Genomic DNA, 18,077 nt, shown 5'->3' on the forward strand with positions numbered 1-18,077 from the left:
CTCAGCGCACCCGCCGGCCGGAGCGGGCATAATAATACTGGGTCTCCACCGCGCCTCCCGGCCGCAGCATGCGCACCTCGTAGATCAGGAAGCCCTGGACCGTCAGGAGCCGGGTATCGATGATCTCGCCACCGCCATCACCGCGGGCGATCCCGGCAATGCTCTCGAATGGCAGCGCCCGGCCCGCCTCGACCGCGCTGTGGGGCTCCTCGACCGTGACCGGCCCAGGCTCGGCAGGCTCGGTCGCCCTCCCGGGCGCGTCGCCGCTTCGCCCCGGCGTGCCCCCGGAATTGCCCGGGCCAGCCGCGTTCCCGGAGTTTCCCGAATTGCCCGAGTTGCCTGAGTTGCCTGAGTTGCCTGAGTTGCTCGAATTTCCTGAGCTACCGGAGTTTCCGGAGTTACCGGCACTACCCGAGTTGCCAGAATTCCCGGAATTGCCCGAGTTGCCGGCATTGTCGGAATTGCCCTGTCCGCCGGAATTGCCCTGCCGCCCCGAATTGCCTTGCGCCAGAGCCGGCGTCACCGCCCCTGCAAGGGCAAGGACGGCGATGGCAAGACGGGCAAATCGCAACAGGGTGATCATTGCGCCATCCTAGGCTCCCGAAACTGACAAAAAGCTGACAGAGAGGCCCTCATCTCTGTCAGCTTGGGCTCGCTATGTTGGGCGCACGTCGTCCCGGTATTCCCATGCATGGACGACGAAGCAGAAGGACAATCTTCCGGCTCGACCCGCAATCGGCCGGATGATGGTGGCACCGGCGCATTACCCGCCCCCGCGGCGCTGGTGCCACGTCCTGCTCTTCACTCCGCTCCGCAGCGCCGCCATGCTCCTTCGCCGCGCCGCCTTGCGCGCTTCCTGACGCGACGCTGACATTTCCTGTCAGCTATTTTTCATTAACGAAAACAGTGACTTGGTGGAACCTGAGGGTCGTTCACGGGTTCTTGTGCCATCGAAGCAATTCGACGGGGCCGCCGCACCATCCCGCCCCCGCCGGCGGCCCTGACCCTCATCAAAGGAGACTTCTCATGGCCATCGAACGTGAAACAGTGGTCGAGCGCCCCGTAGAGCGCGAGACCGTCGTGACCGGCGGCAGCCCCTTCGGCGCCATCGGCGCGATCATCGCCGTCATCCTGCTCGTCGTGCTTGCCCTGTGGCTCTTCGGCGGCGTCTTCAATGGCGGCGAGAGCGTCAGCGTCGACCTGCCGACCGTCACCGTCGATCCCTGATCGTATCCCCCACCCCAAACAATCAGGAGATCAGCAAATGATCCGCACCACCGCACTCTCGGCCATGTTCGTGCTCTCGCTCACCGTGCTGGTCGGCGCCTACAGCCTCGTGCCCGCCGGGCTTTGAGCGACAGGCCCGCCGAGCGTCCGATGGACCCGAGCACCCCTTCCCCGCGACCCGTCCGCAGCGGCCCGCCACGGCCGAGCGTCCTCGGGCTCGTCGCGGGGATCCTCGCCGTCCTCGCCCTGCTCAGCCTTCTCGGCTTCATCATCATGGGCACGCTGAAAAGCGCGGGCGACCTCGCCGGCGAACTCGGCACCATCGCCACCGAGACCGAGCCGGAGGCGGGGCCCTAGGCGTTTCGCATGCGCTGCTTCTGCTGGTCTGGCTGGGGCGCCAGGATTCGAACCTGGGAATGTCGGTACCAAAAACCGATGCCTTACCACTTGGCGACGCCCCAACGCGCGGGTTCCTACACGGTTTGGAATGGCCGCGCAACAATCGGGCGGAGCGGTCGAACTCCCCGCTTGAACCGCCGCCCCCGCAGGTCTATAAAGCGCCGCGTCGGCCCGGGCGAAAGCCCGTCGCCGACCCTGACGGAGTATAGCGCAGCCTGGTAGCGCACCTGCTTCGGGAGCAGGGGGTCGGGTGTTCGAATCACCCTACTCCGACCAATCAACCCCGGTCTCTATGAGGCCGGGGTTTTTCTTTAGCTATCCTGCGCGTCAGTAGCCGCGCGGCTCTTGCTTCGCAACGCAGGCTCGCCTATGACCCGGCCTGCCGGATGGTCTCGCCGACCGTTCGGTTTGGCCCGGCCGGAGATTCCACCTCCTGGCCGGGTCATCCCTTCCGATCCATCCGAGTGCCCTCAGTCGGTCCGCCGGCCCGTCCGCGTGTCGAACGGGTGGAGCGCGCGCGGGCTGCACCAGAGACGCAAGGGGCTGCCTTCGGCTTCCACCACGCGCCCGCGCATCTGGGCGATGAGGGTCCTGCCGCTTGCGGTATGGCGGAGGTGGAGATGGGTCTCACCCCCCACCGGCTCGATCAGCTCGACGATGGTCTCGAATTCCAGCGCCGGCCCCTCGGGGCGTTCAAGCGAAAGCGATTCGGGCCGGATGCCGACGAGGTCGGTGCCCGCCGGCAGGCCCGGCGCATCGGCGCCAAGCTCGGAAACCGGCACGAAGTTCATCGGCGGGGATCCGATGAAGCTCGCAACGAACACCGTTTCGGGCCGCTCGAAAATGGCGATCGGGCGCCCCACCTGCTCGATCACCCCGCCATTCATCACCACCAGCCGGTCCGCCAGCGTCATCGCCTCGAGCTGGTCGTGGGTGACGTAGACGCTGGTCGTGCCCAGCGTACGCTGCAGGCGCTTGATCTCGACGCGCATCTGCCCGCGCAGCTTGGCGTCGAGGTTCGAGAGCGGCTCGTCGAAGAGGAAGGCGCGGGGCTTGCGCACGATCGCCCGGCCCATCGCCACGCGCTGGCGCTGCCCGCCCGAAAGCTGGCGCGGCTTGCGCTCCAGATAGGGCTCGATCTCGAGGATGCGCGCCGCCTCCTTCACCCGCCGGTCGATCTCGTCGCGGGGGGTGCGGCGGTTCCTGAGCCCGTATTCGAGGTTTCCGCGCACGCTCATATGGGGGTAGAGCGCGTAGTTCTGGAACACCATGGCGATGTCGCGCTCGGCCGGCTCGAGCCGGTTCACCACACGGTCCCCGATCCGCACCTCGCCGGCGCTGATCGTCTCGAGCCCGGCGAGCATGCGCAGCAGCGTCGACTTTCCGCAGCCCGAAGGCCCCACCAGCACCACCAGCTCCCCGTCGGCGATCGACAGGTCGATGCCCTTTATCGCCTCGACATTGCCCGGATAGACCTTGCGGACGGATGCGATTTCGATCGCGGCCATGATTATTTCTCCGTTTCCACGAGGCCTTTGACGAAAAGCCGCTGCATGAAGATGACGATGAGGACGGGGGGCAGCATGGCGAGGATCACGGCCGCCATGACGAGGTTCCACTGCGGCTGCTGGTCGGCATAGGCGGCCATGCGCTTGATGCCCATGACGACCGTGTAGTAGCGGGAATCCGTGGTCACCAGCAGCGGCCAGAGATATTGCACCCAGCCATAGATGAACATGATCACCGAGAGCGCCGCGATATTGGTGCGCGAGAGCGGCAGGAGGATATCGATGAAGAACTTGACCGGCCCTGCTCCGTCCACCCGCGCCGCCTCGGTCAGTTCGTCGGGCACGGTGAGGAAGAATTGCCGGAACAGGAACGTCGCCGTCGCCGAGGCGATGAGCGGCAGGGTCAGCCCCAGATAGGAGTTGAGCAGCCCAAGGTTCGAGACCACCGCGAAAGTGGGAATGATGCGCACCTCGACCGGCAGCATCAGCGTGACGAAGACGATCCAGAAGCAGAGCGCCCGCAGCGGAAATCGGAAATAGACGATCGCATAGGCCGAGAGGATCGAGATCGAGATCTTGCCCACCGTCACGATCACGGCCATCCAGGTCGAATTGACCAGCATGAGCCAGAGCGGCGGGGCCCCCGAGGTCGACATGCCGTCGGTCAGCATGGTCGTGTAGTTCTCGATCATCGCCGGCCCCGGCAGCAGCGGGGTGACACCCCGGAAGAAGGTGCCGGGGGCCTGGGTCGAGGCGATGAAGGCCACATAGACCGGGAAGACGACGATCGCGACCCCGATGATGAGCACCAGGTGGGTGGCGATGTTGAGCAGCGGGCGGTTTTCGACCATTTGGGACCTCAGTACTGCACGCGCCGCTCGACGAAGCGGAACTGCACGAAGACGAGTGCGATGACGATCAGCATGAGGATGACGGACTGGGCGGCCGAGGAGCCGATGTTGAGCCCCAGGAACCCGTCGGCATAGACTTTGTAGACGAGGATGTTGGTCGCCTGGTTCGGCCCGCCCGACGTCGTGCCGTCGATGATGCCGAACGTGTCGAACATGGCGTAGTTGACGTTGATGATGAGGAGGAAAAACGTCGTCGGCGACAGCAGCGGCAGCACGATCGTGAAGAAGCGCTTGAAGGGCCCGGCGCCGTCGATCGCGGCCGCTTCGCTCAGCGCATTGGGGATCGATTGCAGCCCTGCGAGGAAGAAGAGGAAATTGTAGGAGATCTGCTTCCAGGTCGCCGCGATGACGACCAGCACCATGGCGTCGGTGCCCGAGGTGCGATGGTTCCAGGTGATCCCGAACTGGCCCAGCACATAGGGCAATATGCCGATCGAGGGGTTGAACATGAACCACCAGAGGATGCCCGCGACCACCGGGGCCACCGCATAGGGCCACACCAGGAGGGTCGTATAGGCGTTGGCGCTCCGCATCACCCGGCTCACCGCCGCCGCCAGCACCAGCGCGAACGCCATGGCGAGCACTGTGACGGCGGTCGCAAACAGCAGCGTCCGGCCGAAGGCGCTGAGATAGGTGGGGTCGGCAAAGAGCCGCGTATAATTCTGGAACCAGACGAAGCTCGTGCGCAGCCCGAAAGGATCCTCGCGCTCGAAGCTCGAGCGGATCGCCTGCAGCGCCGGCCAGATGAAAAAGATCAGCGTGATCACCAGCTGCGGGGCGATGAGCGCGATCGGCAGCGCGCGGTTCGAGAAGATGGTGCGTTTGGTCTGCATGTCACCCGCTTCGGCGCCTGAGCGCCCGTCGCGATGGAAAAGGCCCGCCCCTTGCGGGGCGAGCCTCGTTCAAGCCGTTGGGTTTAGCTGTTGGCGGCTTCGAATTCACGCAGCAGCTGGTTGCCACGCTCGACCAGCGAGTCGAGCGCTTCCTGGCCGGTCTTGTCGCTGGCGAGCACGGCCTCGAACTCTTCGTCGATCAGCGCACGGACCTGGGTGTAGGAGCCGAAGCGCAGGCCCTTGGAGTTCTCGTTGGGCTCGACGCGGGTCATCTGCATGATCGAGGTGTCCGAACCGGGGTTGGCCTCGTAATAGCCCTGCTCCTGGCCCAGATCGTAGGCGGCGTTGGTGATCGGCAGATAGCCGGTGTCCTGATGCCAGTCGGCCTGCACTTCGGGCTGGCTGAGGTAGGAGAAGAACGCCGCGACGCCTTCGTATTCCTCGGCCGGACGACCCTGCATGACCCAGAGGGTGGCGCCGCCGATGATCGAGTTCATCGGGGTTTCGACGACGTCGTCATAATAGGGGAGCGGTGCGAAGCCGACTTCGAAATCGGCATTGGCGACCACGGCCGCACGACCGGCGGACGAGTTCATGAAGAGCCCGCATTCGCCGGAAAGGAAAGCCGGCTGTGCGTCCGGGCCGCCCTCGGGGCCGCCATAGCGGAACACGCCTTCGTCTTCCCAGTGGGCCAGATTGTCCCAATGGCGGGCGAGGTGCTCGTTGTTCATGGCGAATTCGGCGCCGAGGCCACCGAAGCCGTTCTCGAGCGTGCCGTAGGAGAGGTTGTGGAGCGCCGAGAAGTTCTCGGTGTGGATCCAGGAGATCCAGGCGGTGGTCATGCCGCAGGGGGCAGCGCCGGACTCGACGATCTGGTTCATCGCCGCTTCCATCCCGGCCCAGGTCGCCGGGGGCGTCTCGGGATCGAGGCCGGCCGCCTCGAAGATTTCCTTGTTGTAGTACATGATCGGGGTCGAGGAGTTGAACGGCAGCGAGAGGATGTTGCCGCTGGTGTCCGAATAATAGCCGACGACGGACGCGAGGTACTCGGAGGGCTCGAAGGGCTGGTCGTTGTCGGCCATCAGCTGGTAGACCGGATAGACGGCGCCCTGGGCGGCCATCATGGTGCCGGTGCCCACTTCATAGACCTGCACGATTGCCGGCTGCTCGCTGGCGCGGAAGGCGGCGATGGCAGCGGTCAGCGTCTCGCCATAGGTGCCGCGATAGACCGGAACGATGCGATAGTCGTCCTGGGTCTGGTTGAAGCCTTCGGCCACGGCCTCGAGCTTGGCGCCGAGTTCGCCGCCCATGGCGTGCCACCAGGCGATCTCGGTCTGGGCATAGGCAGTGCTGGCGAAAAGCGAAGTCGCAAGGGCGGCAAGGCCGGCCACATGGCGTACGGACATGATGTGTCTCCTGCATGACGAGGATTTTGCTGGCAGGGACCCTTCCCCGCCGGCCCGCTCGGAGCGGACTGCGGGGGAAGTAGCAATGGCGCACGACGGCTGGGTGACGGCGGGATGACAGCTCTGTTTCAGTCAGATGTCGGCTTGATGACAGCGCGGATCCCGTGTTCATATGCCTCCTGGCCGCAGGAAGCGGTTTCGCCACAAAAACGCCGCCTCGCCAGCCTGTTGTGGGCTGGACGATCCTGACCCCGAGCGCCATTCGGCATGAGGAGGACGAGATGAAACTGCGCCTTGCAGCAGATATCGCCGATCGGATTGCGATGGCCTCCCGCACGCGCGACGCCTTCGATCCGCATAGCGAAGCCGATGCGCTCCTCAGCGCTCACCCCGAAGCCAGCGTCACCTATGAGCAGGTGCTCGAAGTGCTGATCGAGGAGACGGCGGGCCTGCGCACCCCCAATTACGAGACCGCCTGAACCGTTCTTGTCCTCTGAGCCTCCTCGGCCGCGATCCGCCGCATATGGGCGGCAAAGGCAGGGTCCTCCCCCTGCAGCAATTGCGGCAGCATGAGCCGGAAATCCTCCCGCTCGCACCATTCGCGCATGAAGTCTTCCCAGGTCAGCCAGTAGCGCTGCTGGCGCGGGTTGAGCCGGTCCGCATGGGTCAGCACATAGGCCCGCTCGAAGAGCGAGATCAGGATCGAATAGAGCGCCCTGATGCGTTCGGCCTTCTCCTCGGTGGGGTCGGGCGTCACCGACGAGCCCAACAGCCGCAGGTCCGGATTGTCGAGGCAGAGCCTCAGGAAGTCGGTATAGTTGTCGGCCAGCAATTGCTGGATCTCGTGCTCCTCATTGGCCCGCTGCTTGCGCTGCTCGACAACGAAGATCACGATGGCGAGCGGCAGGCCGACCACCGTCACCACATAGCTCGCCAGTTCCCACGCCCCCAGCCAGTCCATGGCCCGCTCCCTACCAGTTCTGCGCGATTTCGGGCAGGCTCTGTTCGATCCAGTCCGCCAGCGCCCGCACCCGCGCCGCCCCCTCGCGCCCGAGCGGGGTCAGCCTGTATTCGACATGGGGCGGCACCACCTCATGGGCGATGCGCTCGACGAGCCCGTCGCCCTCGAGCCAGTGGAGCGTCTTTGCGAGCATGCGCTCGCTCACCCCGCCGATGCGGCGCCGAAGCGCGGAAAAGCGCAGCGTCCCGCCTTCGAGCGCGAGCAGCACCAGAACGCCCCAGCGGCTCGTCATGTGCTTGAGCACCTCGCGCGACGGGCAGGCCGCCGAGAGCAGATCGCCCCGCTCCATCCGCGCCGAAAGCGCCACCGGCACCGCCATCGTCTCGCCCGGGTTCATACTAACATTCCTGTACGTACTTACGAAAGATAAGCACCACCGCTATATCAGGTGCGACCTCATCGGAAAAGGACATCGCCATGACCATCGCCATTACAGGGGCCAGCGGCCAGCTCGGCCGCATCGTGCTCGACAAGCTGGGCGCGAAGCTCCCGGCAAGCGAATTCATCGCGCTCGCCCGTTCGCGCGAAAAGCTGGCCGATTCCCCCGTCGCCGTCCGCGAAGCCGACTATACCCGCCCCGAAACGCTCGGGCCTGCGCTCGAGGGCGTGGACACGCTGCTGCTCATCTCCTCCAGCGAGGTCGGCCAGCGCGCCGCCCAGCACCGCAACGTCATCGCAGCCGCCAAGGCGGCGGGCGTCGGGCACATCGTCTATACGAGCCTGCTGCATGCCGACCGCTCCCCGATCAGCCTTGCCGAAGAGCATCGCCAGACCGAGGCCGAACTCGCTGCCTCGGGCATCCCTCACACCATTCTGCGCAATGGCTGGTACACCGAGAACTATACCGGCACCCTGGGGGGCACGCTCGCCGCGGGCGCGGTGATCGGCAGCGCCGGAAACGGGCGGATCAGCGCGGCCACGCGCGAGGATTATGCCGAGGCCGCCGTCGCGGTCCTCGTCGGCACCGGCCATCAGGGACGGATCTACGAGCTTGCGGGAGACGAGGCCTTCACGCTTGCCGACCTTGCCGCCGAAATTTCGCGCCAGACAGGCCGCGACATCCCCTATCGCAACATGGCTGAAGCCGACTACGCCAAAGCGCTTGCCGGCTTCGGCCTCCCCGCCCCGGTCGCGGCCGCCATTGCGACCTGGGACACCGCCGCCGCCGGCGATGCGCTCTTTGACGACGGGCACGCGCTGTCGGATCTCATCGGGCGCCCGACCACCCCGCTCGCGCAAGCGATCAGCCGCGCCCTTCCCTGACCGGTCCCCGGGCCTCAGACCATCGTGGCCAGCAGGTCCCCGGCCAGCATGGCGAGGACGCCGAGGCCGAGGACGACCATGGTGATCTTCTGTTTGGTGTTCATCCGGTCACTCCGATTGATTTCGGCTTCAATCTAGGGCGCCCGCCCGTCATTGCAATGGTGCGGGCGCCCGCCGGGCCTTCAGGCGGCCCCATTCCGGGCTCACTCTCCCCGCTTTGGGAGGACTTGCCATGCCACGCCTCATGAGACGCACGCTCCTGGCCGGCCTTGCCGCCATAGCCCTCGCCGGCCCCGCCCTCGCCCATCACGGCTGGTCGTGGACCGAGAGCGGCTTCTTCCAGCTCGAGGGCGTCGTCACCGCAGTTTATGTCGGTAATCCCCACGCCACGATCGATCTCGATGTCGAGGGCGAGATCTGGCGGGTCGAGCTCGCCCCGCCTTCGGCCACCATCGCGGCCGGCTTCACCGAGGATGCCGTCGCAGTCGGGGACGAAATCATCGCCATCGGCAACCGCTCGATGGACGAGGCCGAAACCCGCATGAAGGCCGTTCGCGTCATCGTCGGGGACGAAACCTACGACGTCTACCCCGACCGCGCCCGCGAGATCTGAGGGTTTGGGCCTCATCGAGGCGATCGGTGCGTCCGCGCCCGCATCGGCGCTGCGCACGTCCTTTTACGTCTACCCGGTGGTCAACGCCGCCCACATCCTCGCGCTCGGCATGCTCGTGACGAGCGCGATCCTCATGGATCTGCGCGTTCTGGGGCTCGGGCGCGGCATCGCGCTGCCCGCCGTCATCGCCGCGCTCCGCCCCGTAGCGATCACCGCGCTCGTGGCGGCGCTCATCACGGGCGGGCTCCTCTTCATCGTCCAGCCGGTCACCTATGCGGGCAATCCGGCCTTTCTCGCCAAGCTCGCGCTCCTTGCCCTCGCGCTCCTCAATGCCGCAGCCTTCACGCTAAGCCGGGCGCATCTGCGGCCAGAGCACAGTCTCACCCGGCTGATGGCGGGGCTGTCGATCCTCCTCTGGCTATGCGTGCTCCTTGCGGGCCGCTTCATCGGCTTCCTCGTCGGCTAGAAAAAAGGCGGCGCCCCGCGGGACGCCGCCTCCTTCAACTCTCCTTACGCCGGGCAGACGCCATCCACGCGCTGCTCTGGCGGGCAGTCCTGCGGAGCAGCGGGCGCTGCCGGGGCAGGTGCCGCTTCGGGCTCGGGCGCCGGTTCTGGCGCGGGCTCCGGCTCGGGAGCCGGTTCCGGCTCAGGTGCGGGCTCGGCTGCAGGGGCGGGCTCGGGCTCGGGGGCCGGCTCGGGTTCTGCAGCGGGCGCAGCTTCCGGAGCAGGCTCGGGCGCAGCCTCCTCGACCGGGGCCTCCTCGACGGGAGCCTCCTCCACCGGGGCGGGTTCGGCCTCGGGCGCGGGCGCGGGCTCGGTCTCTGCGGGGGTCTCGGGCGTCGCCTCTTCCTCAGGCGTCACCTCTTCGACCGGAGCGACCTCTTCCTCCACCGGAGCGGCCTCCTCCTCAGTGGGAGCCGCTTCTCCTTCGGGCTCTACGCCCTGCTCTTGAGGAGCGGCCTCGCCTTCGGGCGCCGCCTCATCGACCGCGCCGTCCTCGACGGGCTCGGCAGACGCCGCCGATTCGCTCTCGTCGGCAGACTGTTCTACCGCCTGCTCGTCGACCGGCGCCGGCTCGGCCTCCTCGGGCTCGACGACCTCTGCGGGCGCTTCTTCCTCGGTCGGCGTCACCTGTGCGGCAAAGACGGGTATCGTCGTGCCGTCGGTCTCCTCGACATTGGCCGCGTCGGGGTCATCGACCACCGCCGCCTCGACGATGGTGACTTCCTGATTGGTCTGCTGCTGGATGAAATCGATGTCGATGACGTTGTTGATCACCACATTGTTCTGCACGATCACCGGACCCAGATATTCCGTGCGATCGTAGAAATCGGGCTGGCGCGAGCCGAACACGATATCGACGCTCAGATTTGGGGCGAGGAAGCTCTGCGTCGGCACGTAGAACCAGTCGTCGCGCGGCACCGGCCGGTTGCCGATCTCGAAGCTCAGCGAGAAGCCGGGGCGTTCAGGCGGCAGCGGGGCCCAGCCCACATAGTCGCCGCCACGGCGCCAGCTCACCCAGGCCGGTGCCCAGGTATCGCCGGGGACCCAGCACCAGCCGAGCCGCGCATCGTCATACCAGCGGCCGTAATGATAGACTGCCCAGGCATAGGGGTCGGACGAGGCGAAATACCAGCCATAGTCGCGCAGGTAGATCCAGCGCCCGCGCGTATAGGGCGCCCAGTCGGCGCCCACGTTGGTCGGGCACCACACATAGCGATAGCGCGGGTGGCGGACCCATTGTCCGTGCGGCGCGAGCCGGTCGTAAAAGAGGTTGAAACTGACGCTGACCGACTGCGCCTGCGCGCTTGTGGGTCCAACTGGCAAAAGGCCGCCGGCCGGTATCGGCGCAGCGACCATGAGAGCGGCTATAGCGACGCTCGTAACAAGTCTTGCCTTGATCATCTGGGGCTCCTCGATCTTTTTCTTGCTTGCTCCCGCGCAACCAGAAATTCCGATCCTCACGAACCGGTTCCGCAAATGTGAACGGGGTTATCGCCCCATCGTATGGAATGCATAAAAAAACCCCGGCGCCGCTGGGGGGAGCGGGCGGCCGGGGCAGGACCCGATAGTGGCATCGGGATCAGTTGGTTCAGAAATCCATCACGGGAAGGTGATGTTCCGTGAACGCGCCACGCGGCGGATAGGTTCCAAAAGAAAAGGCCCGCCGAAGCGGGCCTTTTGCAGATCGTGAAGACGTGGCTTAGGCCTTGCGCCGCAGCGCCGCCCAGAGGCCGGCCACCGAAATGGCGGCGAACGCCATCTTGAGCAGGTCCCAGACGATGAAGGGCTGCACCGCGACCGCGAAGGCTGAACCCAGCACATTGGACTGGTCGATCCAGGCAGCCCCGCCCGACATCGCGACGAGCCAGAGATAGCCGGTGCCGAAGGCGAGCGCGTTCGCCCCGACCATCACCGCAAAGAGCGGGACGATCTTCTGGGAGAGGCCGCGATCTGCGGCGAGGCCGATCAGGAATGCCATCGGCACCCAGCCCAGGATGAACCCGAAGGTCGGGGAGAACACATAGGCCGCGCCGCCACCGCCGGCAAAGACGGGAAGCCCGGCAAGACCCTGCAGGATGTAGAGGACGACCGTCGCCGTCGCGAGCCGTGCACCGAGGCCGGCGGCGATCATCGCCACGGCCATGGTCTGCAGCGTCACCGGCACCGGCAGCATGGGGATGTTGAACCGGGCAGCGGCGGCCAGCACGAGCGTCCCGAGCAGCACGCTCGCCACCGAGGTCGCAAGGCGCGCCCCCTCGGTGCGGGACTGGACTGCGCCGAGCAGCGTCTTGGGAGTGGTCAAGCTGGTGGCCATTGGATACCTTCCGCGGCGAATGATGAACCTTGAGCCTGTTTAGTCCCTCCCCTATTGGAGCGCAATGCCGCCCGCCGCCGCCCCCGCCTATCGCACCGATTTCGATCCGCAGACTGGCCGCCCCATCGTCGCCGGGCCCGGTATCGTGCGGGTCACCGCGCCCAATGGAGGGCCCTTCACCTTCACGGGCACCAACAGCTTTATCCTGGGCGACGAGACTGTCGCCGTGCTCGATCCCGGCCCCGATGACGAATCGCACCTCAAGGCGCTGCTCGGCGCCATCGGCGGCCGCCAGGTGGAGGCGATCCTCCTCACCCACACCCATCGCGATCATTGCGGGCTCGCCGCCAAGCTCGGCCGGGCGACCGGCGCACCCCTCTGGTTCTCGGGTCCGCACCGGCTCTCGCGCCCCGCGCGTCCCTTCGAGGTCAACGGCACCGGAAAATCCTCGGACTTTTCACTGCGGCCGGCGCGCATGCTCGCCGATGGCGAAGTCTTCACCGCCGGCGGCATTGCGCTCGAGGCGATCGCGACGCCTGGCCATTGCGACAATCACTTCGCTTTCGGGCTCGCGGGCACGCGCATCTGCCTTACCGGCGATCACGTCATGGGGTGGAATTCGAGCCTCGTCTCGGTGCCGGACGGGTCGATGGCCGCCTATCTGCATTCGCTCGAAAAGCTGATCGGCATGCCCTACGGGCTCTATCTCCCGGCCCATGGCGGGCCGATCCCGGACGGGCCGACCTATGCCCGGGCTCTCCTCGCCCATCGGCAGGCGCGCAACGAGCAGATCGTCGAGGCGGTAGAGGCCGGCGCCCACACCATCACGAAGCTCCTCGTCGCGATCTATCCCCGGCTCACCCCGCAGCTGATCGGGGCGGCGCGGATGACCATCAAGGCCCATGTCGAATATCTTGCCGAGACCGGCCGGATCGGCATGCGGCGGGGACTGTTCGGCCCCCGCCTCTTTGCCTTGCGGGGATAGCGCTAGTCGCGGACCGAATAGGGCTTCTGGTCCCGCCAGAACCGCATCAGGCTTTCCAGGTCCGGATCGCCACCCTCGGGCAGCACGATCTTGATGTTCACGTAGAGATCGCCGTTCTTGTAGAGCCCCTTGCCCTTGAGCCGCAGGGCCTTTTGGGTGTTGACCCCGGGCGGCAGATTGAGCTCGACCGATCCGTCGAGCGTCGGCACCCGCACCTTGGCGCCCAGCACCGCCTCGTAAAGCGTGATCGGAACGTCGGTGCGCAGATCGTGCCCGTCGCGGCGGAACTGCTTGTGCCGCTCGAACCGAACGGTCACGAGCGCATCGCCCGGCTCCCCGCCGAGGGGGGACGGCTGGCCCTGGCCCTTCAGCCTTATCTGCTGGCCCTCTTCCACGTTCTCGGGCAGCTTGACGTTCAGCACCTTGCCCGTCGGCATGCGGAGCGGCAGGCTCGCGCCGGTATGGGCGTCCTCGAGCGACACGGTCGCGGTTACCGCGATGTCGTCGCCCTTGACGCCCGCGCCACCGCGATTGGTGAAGCCCGCGCCACCGCTCGTCGTCCCGGTGAAGGGGTCCCAGCTCGACTGGCTCGAGCTGCGCGCGCCGGGCCGGCGCGGCGCGCCACCGAAGCCGCTCATGAACTCCTTCAATATGTCCTCGGCCGAAAAGCCGCCAGCCTGTCCGCCGCCAGCGCTCCTGCCGCCCGCGGACCGGCCGAAGCCGGCAAAGCGCGGCTGTCCGTCCGCATCAATCTCGCCACGGTCGAACTGGCCGCGCTTCTCGGCGTCCGTCAGGAAATCATAGGCGGCCGAGATCTCCGCGAACTTGGCGTGAGCGCTCGGGTCGTCCTTGTTCTGGTCGGGGTGGTGGGCCTTGGCGAGCCGGCGATAGGCCGACTTCAGTTCCTTTTCGCTCGCGGTCCGAGGCACCCCGAGCACTGTGTATGGATCGCGCATGTCGGGTTCATCTCTCCAGCGTTGCAAGCACGCTTGTCGGGGTCCTATATGGCGACGCCCCTCCGCCTTGTCCAGCCGGGGTCCCCGATCATCCCAACGCACAAGGTCTTCAGATGGCAGAGAGAACCCTCACCGATCGCCTCTTTTCCGATGACGGGGACCGCAGCGTCGTCGATCCGTTCGCGCTCTTTGAAGACTGGTTCGCCCTTGCGCGCGAGACCGAGCCCAACGATCCGCACGCCATGGCCCTCGCCTCGGTCGATCCGGACGGCCTGCCCGACGTGCGCATGGTACTGCTCAACGCGCGCGATGAGCGGGGCTTCTGCTTCTTCACCAATTTCGAGAGCGAGAAGGGCCGCCAGCTCCTCGCCCGGCCTGCCGCAGCCTTCGTCATGCATTGGAAATCGCAGCGCCGCCAGGTGCGCGTGCGCGGCCCGGTCGAAGAGGTGAGCACGGCCGAGGCCGACGCCTATTTCGCCACCCGCCACCGCAATTCCCAGCTCGGTGCCCACGCCTCGGACCAGTCCCGGCCGCTCGAGCGGCGCGAGGTTCTGGCCGATCGTGTCGCCCGGCTCGAGGCGAGCCTCGAGGGGTCCCCCGTCCCGCGCCCACCACACTGGTCGGGCTTTCGCATCGTGCCGGTCCAGATCGAGTTCTGGAAGGATGGCGAATTCCGCCTCCACGATCGGGTCCGCTTCACCCGCCCCGCGCCCGGCGCGCCCTGGGAGGCACTCCGCCTCTTCCCCTGAACGCGGCTTGCGGGGCGGCGGGCGGCGTGAAATCCTGCCATCCGGGGGCCTCGGGGGCGGAAAATGAGCGAATCGGGAGCGATGACGGGCCGCGCCGGGGCCGAATTCACCGGCACGCGCAGCCAGTTGCTGGGCATACTGCTGACGGGCTATCTCCTCCTCGTGCCCACGCTCGGCATCTACCGCTTCTGGGTCGTGACTTGGAAGCGGCGCTTTTACTGGCACAACACCATCATCGGGGGCGAGCCGCTCGAATATACCGGCACGGCGCTGCAGCTGCTGATCGGCTTCCTCTTCGCGCTCGGCTTCTTCCTCCCGCTCTATATCCTCTTTTTCTACCTCTCGACCCAGGCCCCGCAGGTCATCGTGCTCGGCTATGCGGGCGTCGGGGTCGTCCTCTGGTTCCTCGCCGGCTACGCGATCTACCGGGCCCGCGATTTCCGCCTCTCGCGTACCCTCTGGCGCGGCATCCGGTTCGACCAGCGTGGCAGCGCCTGGGTCTACGCGCTCCGCCGCTTCGGCTGGACCCTCGCCATGATCGTGACGCTGGGGCTCGCCTATCCCTTCATGGCCGCCGATCTCTGGCGCTACCGTTATGCCCATAGCTGGTATGGCGACCGCCGCTTCGGCTTTTCGGGCAGCTGGCGCCAGCTCGCGCTCCCCTATTACGGCACCTATTTCCTCGTCGCCGCGCTCGTCGTCGCGGGCTTCGTGTTCCTCGGTGCCGACGGGGCGACGCGGCTCGAGGCGCTCGAAATGCCCTCCCCCGGCGCGCTCGGCATCTGGGCGCTCGCCGCGCTCGTCGCCGGGCTCGGCTATTACCGCTATCGCGCGCGTGAACTGAGCGCGATGTTCTCGGCAGTCAGCCTGGGGGAAGCGCGGCTCGCCATGCGCATCAGGGGCCGCTCGCTCATGCTGATGACGCTCTCCTATGGCTTCTGGGTGGTGGTGGTGCTCGGCGTGCTCCTGATCGCAGTCATTGCCGCGATCATGGTGCTCGACCCCGGCGACATGCCCGATCCCGAAACGGCCTTCGACATCCGCTCGGCGCTCGGGGGCGGCTGGCTCGCCATCGCCGGTCTCGTCGGGGGCTATCTCGGCGTCCTCGCCACGCTGTCGCTGCTTGGCGAGCTCATCTTCGGGCTCGGCTTCTGGCGGCTCGTCGTGCGCGGGGCGACGATCGAGAACCTCGATAGCCTCGCTACCGTCCGCGCCGCGCCCGAGGACCGTTCGCTCGCGGGCGAAGGCCTCGCCGACGCACTCAATGTCGGGGCCTATTGATGGAGCTCTCCGCCCGCTACCAAGATGGCCTCGTCGCCGAAGTCCATGAGGTCGCCTGCCGCATCGAGGGGGACGCCCTCGTCATCCGCGACGCCGAGAGCCTCTTCGTGCGCGACCGCTGGCCGGCCGACCAGGTTTATCCGCTCCACGGTCGCCCGATCCAACTGCGCATCGCCAATGGCGCAAGGCCGCTCGGCGCCCGGCTCGTCTTCAGCGGCCCTGCCGACATCGCCGCCGCCCGCGCCATGCTCCCGGCCCTCAAGCGGAAATCCGCAGCCTACAAGGCCCGCCAGTGGAAGCTCGTCGGGCTTTCCACCATGGCCCTCGCCTCGGTCGTCGCGGCCTATGTCTATGGCGTGCCGCTGCTTGCGAGCCGCATCGTCGGGGTCATCCCGGTGCAGTGGGAGGCCGATCTCGGCACCACCGTCGCCCGCCAGATCGAGGAGGCGCTGGTTGCGGATGCGGGCTGGGAGATCTGCGATCCCGATCCCGACAGCCTCGCCAATCGGGCCATCACGCGGTTTTCGACCGCCGCGCTCGAGGGCGCCGGCTCTCCCTTCGTGCCGGACGTGCAGGTCATCCGCACGGACGTCCCGAACGCCTTCGCGCTGCCGGGTGGCCGGGCCTATTATTTCTCCGCCCTGCTCGAGCAGACCGAGAGCCCGGATGAATTCGCGGGCGTGCTCGCCCACGAGCTCGGCCATGTCGCCCATCGCCACGCCATGGAGCAGCTCATCGCCACTTCGGCGACGGGGCTGCTGATCGGCTTCATCCTTGGGGACATGACAGGCCTCTCGATCGCGGGCGGCATCGGCGCCTCGCTCATCGACAGCCGCTTCTCGCGCGAAGCCGAGCGCGAGGCTGACCGCTTCGCGGCAGATGTCGCGCGCCGCATGGCCTTCCAGCCGGTGGGGCTCGCCAATCTGCTCGAGCGCGTTTCGGGCGATGACGACTATGCCGAGGCCTTCGCGCTCCTGAGCACGCACCCGCTGACCAGCGAGCGCCGCGCCGCACTCGAGGCGCTGGAGCCGAGCCCGGCCGCCAGCCCCGCCTTCACCGACGAGGAATGGCAGGCCATCCGCACCATGTGCGACGCGGGCACCACCACCAAGACCGCCACCGATACGCTGGCCAAGGGCGAAACCGTCGGCTTCTCCACGCAGGCCGAAGAGGATCAGGAAGAGGACCCGGAAGAGGACCTCCTCGATTCACCGGTTCCTTAAGCCCCCGCGATAGTCTAGTGCAAATGGCGTCGTCGGGGGGCGGCGGTCACTCGGTAAGGGCCTTCATGCGCATACTCATCCGCACCTCCAAATGGGCGATCTGGTCGCGGCGGCTGGGCAGCTTCGCGCTGCCGCTCGCCATCATCCCGGTCTTCATGCACCGCGAGCGGATGATCCCGAGCGACACCTTCCACGTCATCGAGGCCCTTGCGATCGCCTGCGCAATCGCTGCGCTCGTGCTCGGGCTCGGCGCCTATCTTCGGCTCTGGTTCACCGGCGACAGGGGCTGGGGCAAGGCGACGCTCGGCATCCTGTTCAGCCTCGTCTGTCTCGCGCCCGCCCTTTATGGCGCAAGCCTCGCGCTCCGCTACCCGATGGTCGTCGATGTCAGCACCGATCCCACAAACCCGCCTGCGATCATGAGCCAGGTCGTGCTGCCCGCCCGCGCGCTCGAAACCGAGATCGCGGTCATTGCCGCCTTTCCCAATGCGCGGGCGCGCGCCTACCCCATCGATGCCCAGCAGATGTTCGACATCGTGCTCTCGCTCGTCACCGAGCAGGGCTGGGACGTCCGCCAGCGCAGCCGGCCGCAGACGCCGCTCGAGACCGGCACCATCAACGCCATCGTCACCACCTGGCTCGGCTGGCGCGATGAAGTCGCCTTCCGCATTGCCGGGGATGTGGAAGGATCGACCGTCGACATGCGTTCGGTCTCGCTGCAGGGCCGACATGACCTCGGCACGAACGGGCAGCGGGTCGAAGGCTTCATGATTGCGCTCGACGACGCCGTCACCCGCCTCCTCCGCGATACCCCGGTCGCCCTGCCCGAGCAGGAAACCGAAGTCGATCCCTCGATCGAGGTCGAGACCGAGCCGGCGGGCTGA

The 18,077-nt window shown here is 66.9% G+C and carries 21 protein-coding genes and 2 tRNA genes; 12 read left to right on the top strand and 11 right to left on the bottom strand.

What is annotated here, in order from left to right; all coding sequences use genetic code 11:
* Position 1: 1 nt before the first annotated feature.
* On the bottom strand, positions 2–583 hold the full coding sequence (locus EMQ25_RS18185; protein ID WP_192895652.1) for a PepSY domain-containing protein: 582 nt from the start codon (positions 581–583) through the stop codon (positions 2–4).
* A gap of 443 nt (positions 584–1,026) precedes the next feature.
* On the opposite strand from EMQ25_RS18185, the gene EMQ25_RS09470 reads away from it, so the two are divergent.
* Positions 1,027–1,227, top strand: a complete 201-nt coding sequence (locus tag EMQ25_RS09470) for a hypothetical protein (protein ID WP_127188341.1) — start codon at positions 1,027–1,029, stop codon at positions 1,225–1,227.
* A gap of 150 nt (positions 1,228–1,377) precedes the next feature.
* Positions 1,378–1,584: a hypothetical protein gene (locus EMQ25_RS09475; protein WP_127188342.1), complete on the top strand. Its 207-nt coding sequence runs from the start codon at positions 1,378–1,380 to the stop codon at positions 1,582–1,584.
* A gap of 29 nt (positions 1,585–1,613) precedes the next feature.
* Here the strand turns inward: EMQ25_RS09475 and EMQ25_RS09480 are convergent.
* Positions 1,614–1,688: transfer RNA gene (locus EMQ25_RS09480), tRNA-Gln, on the bottom strand.
* 137 nt (positions 1,689–1,825) lie between these two features.
* Between EMQ25_RS09480 and EMQ25_RS09485 the strand changes: the two genes are divergently transcribed.
* Positions 1,826–1,902 (top strand) — tRNA-Pro (locus EMQ25_RS09485).
* Between the two features lie 194 nt (positions 1,903–2,096).
* On the opposite strand, the gene ugpC is transcribed toward EMQ25_RS09485, so the two are convergent.
* The 4 genes from ugpC to ugpB all read right to left on the bottom strand — a co-directional run bounded on the left by ugpC (position 2,097) and on the right by ugpB (position 6,284).
* Positions 2,097–3,134, bottom strand: coding sequence for a sn-glycerol-3-phosphate ABC transporter ATP-binding protein UgpC (gene ugpC, locus EMQ25_RS09490; RefSeq protein WP_127188343.1), 1,038 nt, complete (start codon positions 3,132–3,134; stop codon positions 2,097–2,099).
* A 2-nt stretch (positions 3,135–3,136) separates the two neighbouring features.
* Positions 3,137–3,985: a sn-glycerol-3-phosphate ABC transporter permease UgpE gene (ugpE, locus tag EMQ25_RS09495; RefSeq protein ID WP_127188344.1), complete on the bottom strand. Its 849-nt coding sequence runs from the start codon at positions 3,983–3,985 to the stop codon at positions 3,137–3,139.
* Positions 3,986–3,993: 8 nt separating this feature from the next.
* A complete protein-coding gene (ugpA, locus tag EMQ25_RS09500) occupies positions 3,994–4,878 on the bottom strand; it encodes a sn-glycerol-3-phosphate ABC transporter permease UgpA (RefSeq protein WP_127188345.1) in 885 nt (294 codons plus the stop codon).
* Positions 4,879–4,961: 83 nt separating this feature from the next.
* Positions 4,962–6,284 (bottom strand): sn-glycerol-3-phosphate ABC transporter substrate-binding protein UgpB, encoded by a 1,323-nt coding sequence (gene ugpB, locus EMQ25_RS09505; protein WP_127188346.1) that lies wholly within the window; start codon positions 6,282–6,284, stop codon positions 4,962–4,964.
* 281 nt (positions 6,285–6,565) lie between these two features.
* Between ugpB and EMQ25_RS09510 the strand changes: the two genes are divergently transcribed.
* Entirely contained in the window at positions 6,566–6,763 is a 198-nt protein-coding gene (locus tag EMQ25_RS09510; RefSeq protein ID WP_127188347.1) for a hypothetical protein, read from the top strand.
* Here the strand turns inward: EMQ25_RS09510 and EMQ25_RS09515 are convergent.
* Together EMQ25_RS09515 and EMQ25_RS09520 are read right to left on the bottom strand one after the other, a co-directional pair.
* Positions 6,748–7,245 carry a hypothetical protein gene (locus EMQ25_RS09515; protein ID WP_127188348.1) on the bottom strand — a complete coding sequence of 166 codons (498 nt, stop codon included), beginning with the start codon at positions 7,243–7,245 and terminating at the stop codon, positions 6,748–6,750. The genes EMQ25_RS09510 and EMQ25_RS09515 overlap by 16 nt on opposite strands.
* 10 nt (positions 7,246–7,255) lie before the next feature.
* Positions 7,256–7,642: a winged helix-turn-helix transcriptional regulator gene (locus tag EMQ25_RS09520; RefSeq protein WP_244606542.1), complete on the bottom strand. Its 387-nt coding sequence runs from the start codon at positions 7,640–7,642 to the stop codon at positions 7,256–7,258.
* An 80-nt stretch (positions 7,643–7,722) separates the two neighbouring features.
* On the opposite strand from EMQ25_RS09520, the gene EMQ25_RS09525 reads away from it, so the two are divergent.
* From EMQ25_RS09525 to EMQ25_RS09535, 3 genes are all read left to right on the top strand, one after another.
* Positions 7,723–8,568 carry an SDR family oxidoreductase gene (locus EMQ25_RS09525; protein ID WP_127188349.1) on the top strand — a complete coding sequence of 282 codons (846 nt, stop codon included), beginning with the start codon at positions 7,723–7,725 and terminating at the stop codon, positions 8,566–8,568.
* 232 nt (positions 8,569–8,800) lie between these two features.
* Positions 8,801–9,181: a DUF6152 family protein gene (locus tag EMQ25_RS09530; RefSeq protein ID WP_127188350.1), complete on the top strand. Its 381-nt coding sequence runs from the start codon at positions 8,801–8,803 to the stop codon at positions 9,179–9,181.
* Positions 9,182–9,185: 4 nt separating this feature from the next.
* Positions 9,186–9,647 (top strand): hypothetical protein, encoded by a 462-nt coding sequence (locus EMQ25_RS09535; protein ID WP_127188351.1) that lies wholly within the window; start codon positions 9,186–9,188, stop codon positions 9,645–9,647.
* Positions 9,648–9,691: 44 nt separating this feature from the next.
* Here EMQ25_RS09535 and EMQ25_RS18190 read toward each other — a convergent pair whose 3' ends face one another.
* Complete coding sequence (locus EMQ25_RS18190) at positions 9,692–11,086, bottom strand: DUF6600 domain-containing protein (RefSeq protein WP_192895653.1); 1,395 nt, start codon at positions 11,084–11,086, stop codon at positions 9,692–9,694.
* Between the two features lie 298 nt (positions 11,087–11,384).
* A complete protein-coding gene (locus tag EMQ25_RS09545) occupies positions 11,385–11,999 on the bottom strand; it encodes a biotin transporter BioY (protein ID WP_127188352.1) in 615 nt (204 codons plus the stop codon).
* A 64-nt stretch (positions 12,000–12,063) separates the two neighbouring features.
* Here EMQ25_RS09545 and EMQ25_RS09550 point away from each other — a divergent pair, with 64 nt between their 5' ends.
* Positions 12,064–12,984 (top strand): MBL fold metallo-hydrolase, encoded by a 921-nt coding sequence (locus EMQ25_RS09550; protein ID WP_127188353.1) that lies wholly within the window; start codon positions 12,064–12,066, stop codon positions 12,982–12,984.
* Positions 12,985–12,986: 2 nt separating this feature from the next.
* Here the strand turns inward: EMQ25_RS09550 and EMQ25_RS09555 are convergent, their stop codons facing one another.
* Positions 12,987–13,940 carry a DnaJ C-terminal domain-containing protein gene (locus tag EMQ25_RS09555; protein WP_127188354.1) on the bottom strand — a complete coding sequence of 318 codons (954 nt, stop codon included), beginning with the start codon at positions 13,938–13,940 and terminating at the stop codon, positions 12,987–12,989.
* Between the two features lie 113 nt (positions 13,941–14,053).
* Between EMQ25_RS09555 and pdxH the strand changes: the two genes are divergently transcribed.
* The 4 genes from pdxH (at position 14,054) to EMQ25_RS09575 (ending at position 18,077) form a co-directional block, all read left to right on the top strand.
* Positions 14,054–14,689: a pyridoxamine 5'-phosphate oxidase gene (gene pdxH / locus EMQ25_RS09560; RefSeq protein WP_127188355.1), complete on the top strand. Its 636-nt coding sequence runs from the start codon at positions 14,054–14,056 to the stop codon at positions 14,687–14,689.
* Positions 14,690–14,752: 63 nt separating this feature from the next.
* Positions 14,753–15,970 carry a YjgN family protein gene (locus tag EMQ25_RS09565; RefSeq protein ID WP_127188356.1) on the top strand — a complete coding sequence of 406 codons (1,218 nt, stop codon included), beginning with the start codon at positions 14,753–14,755 and terminating at the stop codon, positions 15,968–15,970.
* The gene (locus EMQ25_RS09570; RefSeq protein WP_127188357.1) at positions 15,970–17,193 is read left to right on the top strand and encodes a M48 family metallopeptidase; all 1,224 of its coding nucleotides are present in this window, start codon (positions 15,970–15,972) and stop codon (positions 17,191–17,193) included. Before EMQ25_RS09565 ends, EMQ25_RS09570 begins: the two co-directional genes overlap by 1 nt.
* 65 nt (positions 17,194–17,258) lie before the next feature.
* Complete coding sequence (locus EMQ25_RS09575) at positions 17,259–18,077, top strand: DUF1499 domain-containing protein (RefSeq protein ID WP_158626022.1); 819 nt, start codon at positions 17,259–17,261, stop codon at positions 18,075–18,077.

The sequence above is a fragment of the Arsenicitalea aurantiaca genome (assembly GCF_003994485.1).
In the GTDB taxonomy this organism is placed as follows: Bacteria; Pseudomonadota; Alphaproteobacteria; order Rhizobiales; family Devosiaceae; genus Arsenicitalea; species Arsenicitalea aurantiaca.

Coding starts and splice junctions, on each gene's coding strand:
- EMQ25_RS18185 (WP_192895652.1), bottom strand. CDS start 583: ATGATCACCCTGTTGCGATTTGCCCGTCTTGCCATCGCCGTCCTTGCC.
- EMQ25_RS09470 (WP_127188341.1), top strand. CDS start 1,027: ATGGCCATCGAACGTGAAACAGTGGTCGAGCGCCCCGTAGAGCGCGAG.
- EMQ25_RS09475 (WP_127188342.1), top strand. CDS start 1,378: ATGGACCCGAGCACCCCTTCCCCGCGACCCGTCCGCAGCGGCCCGCCA.
- ugpC (WP_127188343.1), bottom strand. CDS start 3,134: ATGGCCGCGATCGAAATCGCATCCGTCCGCAAGGTCTATCCGGGCAAT.
- ugpE (WP_127188344.1), bottom strand. CDS start 3,985: ATGGTCGAAAACCGCCCGCTGCTCAACATCGCCACCCACCTGGTGCTC.
- ugpA (WP_127188345.1), bottom strand. CDS start 4,878: ATGCAGACCAAACGCACCATCTTCTCGAACCGCGCGCTGCCGATCGCG.
- ugpB (WP_127188346.1), bottom strand. CDS start 6,284: ATGTCCGTACGCCATGTGGCCGGCCTTGCCGCCCTTGCGACTTCGCTT.
- EMQ25_RS09510 (WP_127188347.1), top strand. CDS start 6,566: ATGAAACTGCGCCTTGCAGCAGATATCGCCGATCGGATTGCGATGGCC.
- EMQ25_RS09515 (WP_127188348.1), bottom strand. CDS start 7,245: ATGGACTGGCTGGGGGCGTGGGAACTGGCGAGCTATGTGGTGACGGTG.
- EMQ25_RS09520 (WP_244606542.1), bottom strand. CDS start 7,642: ATGAACCCGGGCGAGACGATGGCGGTGCCGGTGGCGCTTTCGGCGCGG.
- EMQ25_RS09525 (WP_127188349.1), top strand. CDS start 7,723: ATGACCATCGCCATTACAGGGGCCAGCGGCCAGCTCGGCCGCATCGTG.
- EMQ25_RS09530 (WP_127188350.1), top strand. CDS start 8,801: ATGCCACGCCTCATGAGACGCACGCTCCTGGCCGGCCTTGCCGCCATA.
- EMQ25_RS18190 (WP_192895653.1), bottom strand. CDS start 11,086: ATGATCAAGGCAAGACTTGTTACGAGCGTCGCTATAGCCGCTCTCATG.
- EMQ25_RS09545 (WP_127188352.1), bottom strand. CDS start 11,999: ATGGCCACCAGCTTGACCACTCCCAAGACGCTGCTCGGCGCAGTCCAG.
- EMQ25_RS09550 (WP_127188353.1), top strand. CDS start 12,064: ATGCCGCCCGCCGCCGCCCCCGCCTATCGCACCGATTTCGATCCGCAG.
- EMQ25_RS09555 (WP_127188354.1), bottom strand. CDS start 13,940: ATGCGCGATCCATACACAGTGCTCGGGGTGCCTCGGACCGCGAGCGAA.
- pdxH (WP_127188355.1), top strand. CDS start 14,054: ATGGCAGAGAGAACCCTCACCGATCGCCTCTTTTCCGATGACGGGGAC.
- EMQ25_RS09565 (WP_127188356.1), top strand. CDS start 14,753: ATGAGCGAATCGGGAGCGATGACGGGCCGCGCCGGGGCCGAATTCACC.
- EMQ25_RS09570 (WP_127188357.1), top strand. CDS start 15,970: ATGGAGCTCTCCGCCCGCTACCAAGATGGCCTCGTCGCCGAAGTCCAT.
- EMQ25_RS09575 (WP_158626022.1), top strand. CDS start 17,259: ATGCGCATACTCATCCGCACCTCCAAATGGGCGATCTGGTCGCGGCGG.